Annotated in this window: 8 protein-coding genes; 6 read left to right on the forward strand and 2 right to left on the reverse strand. The window is 64.3% G+C overall.

From position 1 onward, the window contains the following. Positions 1 to 388, reverse strand: a 388-nt coding sequence (locus ACX80X_RS20805) for an FGGY family carbohydrate kinase (RefSeq protein WP_459313261.1), incomplete at its 3' end; no start/stop codon positions are given. A 47-nt stretch (positions 389 to 435) separates the two neighbouring features. Here ACX80X_RS20805 and mobC point away from each other — a divergent pair. The 6 genes from mobC to ACX80X_RS20835 all read left to right on the forward strand — a co-directional run bounded on the left by mobC (position 436) and on the right by ACX80X_RS20835 (position 5,765). Further along, positions 436 to 747 (forward strand): plasmid mobilization relaxosome protein MobC, encoded by a 312-nt coding sequence (gene mobC / locus ACX80X_RS20810; protein WP_252603864.1) that lies wholly within the window; start codon positions 436 to 438, stop codon positions 745 to 747. Beyond that, positions 744 to 2,375, forward strand: a complete 1,632-nt coding sequence (locus ACX80X_RS20815) for a relaxase/mobilization nuclease domain-containing protein (protein ID WP_252603862.1) — start codon at positions 744 to 746, stop codon at positions 2,373 to 2,375. The genes mobC and ACX80X_RS20815 overlap by 4 nt, the downstream gene beginning before the upstream one ends. Positions 2,376 to 2,404: 29 nt before the next feature. Then, complete coding sequence (locus tag ACX80X_RS20820; RefSeq protein ID WP_252603859.1) at positions 2,405 to 3,637, forward strand: hypothetical protein; 1,233 nt, start codon at positions 2,405 to 2,407, stop codon at positions 3,635 to 3,637. A 613-nt stretch (positions 3,638 to 4,250) separates the two neighbouring features. Next, positions 4,251 to 4,667 (forward strand): ester cyclase, encoded by a 417-nt coding sequence (locus ACX80X_RS20825; RefSeq protein WP_252603856.1) that lies wholly within the window; start codon positions 4,251 to 4,253, stop codon positions 4,665 to 4,667. Beyond that, entirely contained in the window at positions 4,664 to 5,149 is a 486-nt protein-coding gene (locus ACX80X_RS20830) for a hypothetical protein (protein WP_252603855.1), read from the forward strand. The genes ACX80X_RS20825 and ACX80X_RS20830 overlap by 4 nt, the downstream gene beginning before the upstream one ends. A gap of 445 nt (positions 5,150 to 5,594) precedes the next feature. Beyond that, positions 5,595 to 5,765 carry a hypothetical protein gene (locus tag ACX80X_RS20835; protein ID WP_252603852.1) on the forward strand — a complete coding sequence of 57 codons (171 nt, stop codon included), beginning with the start codon at positions 5,595 to 5,597 and terminating at the stop codon, positions 5,763 to 5,765. Between the two features lie 158 nt (positions 5,766 to 5,923). Here ACX80X_RS20835 and ACX80X_RS20840 read toward each other — a convergent pair whose 3' ends face one another. Then, a complete protein-coding gene (locus ACX80X_RS20840; RefSeq protein WP_252603849.1) occupies positions 5,924 to 7,123 on the reverse strand; it encodes an IS4 family transposase in 1,200 nt (399 codons plus the stop codon). Positions 7,124 to 7,431 lie beyond the last annotated feature (308 nt).

Consider the following 7,431-nt stretch of genomic DNA (forward strand, 5'->3'; position numbering starts at 1 on the left):
TGGTGATGGTGAACGAAGCGACCGGGACAAGGTTGACGGCGTCGACCCACCCCTCGGGTCCCAGTTCATCCCGCAGGCGCGCCGCATCCGCTGCACTGCGGGTGTCATTCCACAGCAGCGCGTCATACACGGGTTTTCGGGAACTGTCGAGGGCGACCATTCCATGCTGCTGGGCGGCAACGCTGACGGCGGCGACGGAGCCACCCAGGCGGTCCGCGCCGGCTGCCTGCCATGCTTCACGCAAGGCGGAGGTCCAGACCTGCGGGTCCACCGATGTGCGGTCCGGGTGGGCAGCCGCCCCGGAAGAAATGACGTCCCCGCTCTGGGCGTCCACAGCGAGGACTTTGCAGGACTGGGTGGAGGAATCCACTCCGATGACAACGCTCATTGACTATTTTCCTCATCGATCTGGTCATTCAGGGCTAGCGCCGTGACGTGTGGGTCACTGTGGAGGAAGAAGCGGCGCTCGTCGCCAGGGCTGAGCGCGAGAAGGTCACCGTTCCGAACCTGCTGATTTCGTCCGCGCTGTCGGAGCACTCCGATTCACCGACCGAACGCCGCGCCATTGCAGCGGAACTGATGTCCCTGCACAATCTCCTGGCCCGTTCGTCCAACAACATCAACCAGCTCGCACGGCAGGCGAACGCCACCAGCGAGTTCCCTGTTGAAGCCCGCGAAGCGCTGAAGCACATTCGCACTGTAGCCATGCGCATTGACGACGCCATTGACGGGCTGATGCAGGGATGATTCCGAACATCACTCGCGGTTCACGTATGGGCGGGCTCATGGTTTACCTGGCATCGACCGATGCGAACAAGACCAAGAACGCCCACCAGGATCCGCACCTTGTTGCCGGTGACGCTGCCATCATGGCGTGGTACGACGACGGTGTGCTGGACCGCGACGATGCCCTGGCCATTGCCAAGCATCTGGACCGGCCGCGCAAGATGTTCGGTGTCTCGGTTCAGATCAAGGACATGGAGTGGGACGCGGCGAAGAAGGAGCGCGTGCACGTCGGGTACAAGGATGCCAGCGTGTGGCACTGCTCCCTCAGCCTGCGCGCCGAAGAGGGTGCACTGACGGACCAGCAGTGGGGCGATATCGCCAACGACTTCGTTGACTCTATGGGCTTCACCGAAGCCAGCGGCAAAGCACGGTGCCGGTGGGCCGCGGTGAACCACGGCACGTCCGAAAACGGGAACCACCACATCCACCTGGCAGTGTCTCTTGTCCGCGAGGACGGCACCAAAGCATCCACGCATGCTGACTACAAGCGTGCACAGCAGACCTGCCGCGAGCTTGAGGTCAAGTACGGTCTGGAACAGCTCTCCATGGTGCACGCCACCCGTGGATACGACCGGGCCGAGAAGGCCACCGCCGTCAGGGATGACCGCGAAATGCACAGGTCATCACTGGCACGGAAAGTACGCGCCAGCGCCAGCGCCTCGGCAACCGAAGCGGAGTTCGTACGCCGGGCCCGCGACACCGGAATGCTCGTCCGTCCCCGCTACGCCAAGAACACCACCGACGTCATTGTTGGGTACTCGGTAGCCGAACGCCCCACCCAGGGGGAGCGTCCTATTTGGTTCGGAGGCGGCACCCTCGCCTCTGACCTGAAACTCGGTGCCCTCCGTGAAGAATGGATGGACTCACCACACCTGGCGACCGATGCTGCAGCCGAGTGGAACGCGGCGGCACGCAACAAGCGCACGGTCTCCAAGACCGGTCCCGAGAACGCAACGCCACCGGCAGAAGCATGGGTGGAATACACCCGTAACGCCACCGCCCTGGCAGACCAGCTACGCACCATCCCGCGTGACGATCACGCAACCTGGGCGAAGGCCGCACGGGAAGTTTCCGGAGCGTTCGCGGCATGGTCTTACCGGCTCGAACCGACGCCCGGGCCACTGGCGGCCACCGCTGCTGAACTGTCCCGCACGGCGCAGTTGCGCGCACCACGACAGCACAGCAAACCCGTCGCGCTGCCCTCCATTGCCGGTACCGCCATGTTGTTCATGGCCGCATCGAGCAAGAACAAGACGGCGGCGCAAACGGCACTCATGGTGCAGCTGATCAACACCGCCTTTGCCGTCTACGAAATGCATGCCCAATCTGGGCGGACCCGTGAAGCGCAACGCATCCGCTCAGTGGTCGAGCACCAGCTGGCTCCGTTCACCGGAACCATGCCGAAGGCTGTCCCGGTGGGTGCCGGGCAGCAGCAAGCCACGGAGTCAGCAGTGCCGCCCAGGGCGATTGATATTGCCAGGCGTGGCATGGTGCCCATCCGTCCGGGATCAGTGGTGCCATCAACGCCAACACCGGCCAAGACCTACCAACTCAGCCGACGCGACTCCGGGCCGGGCCTCGACCGATAAAGACCACCACCAACTGCAAGGGGAACAGCATGAGTGAATCAGATGGAATGGATGATGTCCTGGACGGCGGGCTGCGGCAGTCGCTGATGATCGCCTCCCGTATTGCCGAGACCCTGGCCCGGCGGCGGCAGGAATCCCAGCGGCACCAGGAACACCAAGACGCCCAGGTGGCGCACGAAGCCCAGGCCCGTCTCGCCGCCGAACGAAGCGCCGCCCACGCAGCACTGGCGCCCGTCGAGAAGGACCAGTGGTGGGACAAGGCACAGCCAAACGACATTGCTACGGCACACGCCGTCGCCGAAGGCTGGAAGGACCACGACCCGGCCGCGCTGGCAGCGTCGGAAAAGATCCGTCAGGAGGTCCTGACGCGGTACGGGATCGACACCCACGACGTCGGCACAGACGCCGCCTACCTGGAGTCAGGTATTCAGGCGATCACCACCGAGAAGGCCCGGCAGGACGAACTGGCGCGCAGCCAGGAAGAGACGCGCAAGGCCACCGCCGAACACGAGAAGGCCATGCAGCTGCTCGCAGCAGCCCGCGCGGAAGAACTCCGCGCACAGGCCGCGAAGCTGGCACCGGAAATGGAGCGTCACCAGGTGCCCGTGGAGTACCTGGCCAACCCCGAGCTGGCCCAGGCATTGCAGACCGCGCACACCGCGAAGACCCCCACAGCGGTAGAGGCAGCGGACGCCATCGTGAAGGAACGCATGTTCCTCATCGGCAAGGACGGCATCAACGGTCCCGACATGGACCAGCTGCGGAAAGAGACCACCGCGAACGTCAACGGTGCCGGCGACTCGCACTTCGAGGATCCCGAGTTCGTGAAGGCTGCCAAGGAGATGCACGAGGCCAAGCTCCTGGCCGAGGGCGGTTTCAAAGGCTCCGAGCGGACGCCCGTGGAGCAGCGGTACGAACGCGCGGAAAAGGAACTCTTTGCCCGCATGGAAGGCGTCGGCCGCGAAATCGAGAACCGCGTCACCGGCAACGAAAGCAGTCGGCTCAAAGACCAGGGCCTCAAAGCAGAAAGCACGTCAGCCGCCGACTACGGCTCGGCCGAACACCACGAAAAATTCGCTGAGTCCCTAGAAAACAGCGGCGCGAATGAGACCCAGATACGCGGACGCCTCGCGGCAGCTCGCAGCGAGGGCACACACCCCAGCGCAGCGGTGACTATGGGCAAGGGCGCCACCAAGGCCAGAAGGTCGAGCACAGAGGCAACAGTGGGCTCTGAGAGGAGCAAGAACGGCCTGTCCCGCTAAAACATTTATCCACAAAGAGCGGTTCACCTGGAACATTGCACCGTACGTTGCGGACATCATCCACGACTCCGCGAGGAGGACCGATGGAGTATGTGCGAGGGTGGTCACTTGCAGTCCTTGCTTCCGACCCTTGGATTTTGGTCTGGCGAGGTACTCATGTCATGAAACGGCAATCGCCGGCGTTACCTGAGGCCTGAGGCTGGGGTGCCTTTAAGCAGTGGATCTCGCAGCCGGTCCCAATCCGTGACCAGAGTGACTGCCACCAACGCAACAAGTAGCCCCCAGCACCCACCACGAAGTACGGACTGGCTGTGTTTGCCGTGCGCTCAAGCCGGGCCTATCCATCTTGGCCCGGGGAGTTGCACTGGCGCGGTTCAGGCAGCCTTGTGCCGGCGGGGGTCGCGGCCGCGTGTGCCGTGTCCGGGTCTTGCGGGCGTGCCGGTGGCTGTCCAGGGTGGCGGCGGACCCGCCGGCCTGGAGTCCCGGACCCAGGCAGGCCCGGCCGAACCCGATCCCACTGCCCTTGCTCCCGGGCAGACCAGCGCGCACGATGACAGATGACAACAAGGACCGTTCCGCACGGACCGGCCTAACAACCATAAACGGAGGATTCATGACCAGGGACGCCAATATCCACGCCCAGGAGCGCTTCGGCGCCGCTGTAAACAGCGGCAAACTCGAAGAATTCGACGACGTCGTCGCGGCCGGCTGTGTCGACCACGACCCGGCACCGGGACAAGGACCGGGCCCGCAGGGATTCAAGGACCTGTTCACAGGGTTGCGCTCTTCTTTTCCGGATCTGCACCTCGACGTCGAACACCTCACAGCCACCGACGTCGACGTCGCGTTCGCCTACACGATCACCGGGACACATCAGGGGCCGCTGATGGGCCACCCGCCCACCGGCAGGAGCTTCAAAATCCGGGGCATGCAGATCGGACGCTTCGAAGACGGCAAACTCGTCGAGCGCTGGGGCAGCAGCGACCAGCTGGGCATGCTCACCCAACTCGGGCTGTCCCCGCAGCCATGAAAATCGTCCGCGCACTGGCCACCGGGGCCGCAGCAGGCGCCGCCGGGACCACAGCCCTGAACACCCTCACCTACCTGGACATGGTCTGGCGTGCCCGCCCCGCCAGCAGCACACCCGAGGCCACCGTCGAAAAACTGGCCGACGTCACAGGGGTCAAGATCCCGGGCACCGAGGAAGAACGCACGAACCGGTTAGCCGGGCTCGGCCCGCTGACAGGACTTGTCGTCGGCGTCGGCGTCGGCGCGGTCCTCGGCCTTGTCCGGGAGGCCGGATACCGGCCCGGACTCCTCGGTTCGTCACTGACTGCGGCGGCCGGCGCACTGATCGGCAGCAACGGCCCTATGACCGTTCTCGGAATTACCGATCCCCGCACCTGGTCTCCCGCGGACTGGGCCAGCGACATCATCCCGCACCTGGCCTACGGCATCGTGACCGGCGCCGCGCTGCACACCCTGGACCCGGCCGCCTCCCGCCCGCTTTGACCCAACGGGCAGACTTCCCCGTTGCACCTCCGAGCGTCCAAGCCTTCTTCCGGATTTCTGGCCGGGCGCAGAAAACCCGGGAATCCGGTTCCCGGCAACACGCCGGTGAGGCAGCGATTGCCCACCTCCTGAGAGGGGGCAGGAGCCCGGTCCATCCATAAGGGTCCCGGGATCATGGGGTGTTCCTGGCTGGCAGCAGGCGGCGGCCGGTCCCCTGATTTCGAGTACCCGGCGCCCTGCCGGGATCGGCGTAACGGAACGGTCACATTCCGGGGCCCCACCGCCTCCGCGACCTGGTTCATGGCGGCCCCGATCAAGCTGCGATTTCCCACCAAAGTGGGCTCAAGTCAGATTGACAAAATCATGGGACCGACTTGATTCAGAGACGCGCCAGTGGCTCCTGGATAATCCGGGAGGCGTGATGGTGCCGCGCACTGTCACTGCCATGATCAAGCAAAATTCCGCGGGGCACGTCGACGTCGACGGGCACGGCCAGATGCTGCTTTCCCGTGAGGATCTGGATTTTATCCGCGAGAAAGAAACGGGCGTGGGTACGGGCCAAAACAGCGAGGAATTGCGGTTCTTCGATGCAACGCAGCCCGGAAAGCGCGGATAAGCCCCAATACCGTTTACTTAAGAAGTTTGGGTATTCGTTTGAGTGGCCAGCCTGACATCTTGCGTTTCACTACGCGGGGGTTGGTCCGTTGTCGGCGTGGTGGCAGGAGGTCGTGGAGGATCTCGCCGCTGAAGCTGGCGAAGGCTTTTTTGAGTCGGTCAGGGGGAAAAAGCCGGGCGGTCGGCGAGGGTTCGCCGGGCTGCCCGGAGGGTGCGTGTGAAGGAAAATCGTAAGGGATCTTCCTCGAACAGCAGGGCGACCTCGCCGATGAGGGACCGCAGGGCGTAGTGGACGCAGAGGTAGCCGTAGATTTCCTGGAGGACCCCGTCTGGGGTTTTGGAGCGCAGGACGATTCCGGGGCCGCGCTGGTGGGTTTTGAGTTCGTCAAAGCAGGACTCGATTTCCCAGCGCCGCCCGTAGAGGTCTGCCAGGTCCTGTGCCGGTGCTGTGTCCGGGTCCAGGATGGTGGTGATGAGGCGGAAATCGCTGGCGTTCTCGCCGGTGGTGACGGTGTATTCGATCACCCGGACGGGGATTGCGTCCGTGTTGTTCCGGCGGGCCTTGGGGTTGGCGTAGACCGCCGATCGGTACGAGCCGTCGGGCAGTTCCTCGAGCACCGGCAGGACATTGTTCGCGCGCATCCGCCACAACAGTGCCGCGCCGGTTGCGGCGCTGTCCCTCCAGGCGTGGTAACTGAAGAACCCGCGGTCGGCCATCAGCAGCATGGAGGCGTCCAGGTCCGCGTGGAGCCCCGGGAACATGTCCTGCTCGGCCGTGTCGTAGCCGGCGACCACGGCCCCGATCACCGCGTGCGTGCCGCACTCCACGAGTCCGAGCACCCGCGCCTGCGGGTACGCGCTCTTGATCAAGGTGGCCGTCCCTGGCCGTCCGTAGTACTTCTCGTTCGCGGGCGTATCTGCGATGTCCAGGCACGTCCCGTCAACGCTGACCAGCCGCCAGTCCTTGTAAAATCCGCTGCTTCCCGGTGCTGCGAGGGGCTTGGCGACCTCCGCGAAGAGTTCAGCCATCACCGTCGGGCCAAGCCGCGTGCGCGCCTTGAAAATCGCGGCTTTCGTCGGCATCTGCCAATCCCTGAAACGGCCCGTGATCCACTCCATGCCCGCCAGCAGCGACCGCATCACCTCTTCATACGAGCCGGCCGCGAACAAGGCCATAGCCATCACGTAATAGACCATCAGCCGCGACGGCAGCAGCCTGTTCCGCATCTGGGCCGCCCCGGTGCGTGCGATCACCCGGTCGACCACATCGGGTGGGAAGGCCCGCGTCAGGACACCCAGAGAGACGTGATCACTCAGACGTTCCGGGGTTTCGGGCTTAATCCATCCGCTGCGAGCCATACCGCAACATTAACAGAACCTACGCTAAGTAAACGGTATTGGGATAAGCCCTGGGGTTTGTAGGACCACCTGGGGATACCGTTGGGCATGCCCGAGACCCGCCCATGTGCCGGTCCCCGCATCGGTGAGTTGCCGCGTGGAAGGCAACCGGGCCAGGGAAACCTCGATCCGGGAACACGAGCGCAGACCCTTCGGGACGCACGTGCCGGTAACGAAGAAACGAATATCTCCGTTCCAGACCCCACTTCGTTCCCGGTGTACTGCGTCCTTCTGCCGGGGTGTTATTTCACGGTGAGGGTGCCTTTCAT

Source organism: Pseudarthrobacter sp. MDT3-1, assembly GCF_054510755.1.

Excerpts from the sequence above, each read along its gene's own strand:
- ACX80X_RS20815 (WP_252603862.1), top strand. The coding sequence starts at position 744 with ATGATTCCGAACATCACTCGCGGTTCACGTATGGGCGGGCTCATGGTT.
- ACX80X_RS20820 (WP_252603859.1), top strand. The coding sequence starts at position 2,405 with ATGAGTGAATCAGATGGAATGGATGATGTCCTGGACGGCGGGCTGCGG.
- ACX80X_RS20825 (WP_252603856.1), top strand. The coding sequence starts at position 4,251 with ATGACCAGGGACGCCAATATCCACGCCCAGGAGCGCTTCGGCGCCGCT.
- ACX80X_RS20830 (WP_252603855.1), top strand. The coding sequence starts at position 4,664 with ATGAAAATCGTCCGCGCACTGGCCACCGGGGCCGCAGCAGGCGCCGCC.
- ACX80X_RS20835 (WP_252603852.1), top strand. The coding sequence starts at position 5,595 with ATGATCAAGCAAAATTCCGCGGGGCACGTCGACGTCGACGGGCACGGC.
- ACX80X_RS20840 (WP_252603849.1), bottom strand. The coding sequence starts at position 7,123 with ATGGCTCGCAGCGGATGGATTAAGCCCGAAACCCCGGAACGTCTGAGT.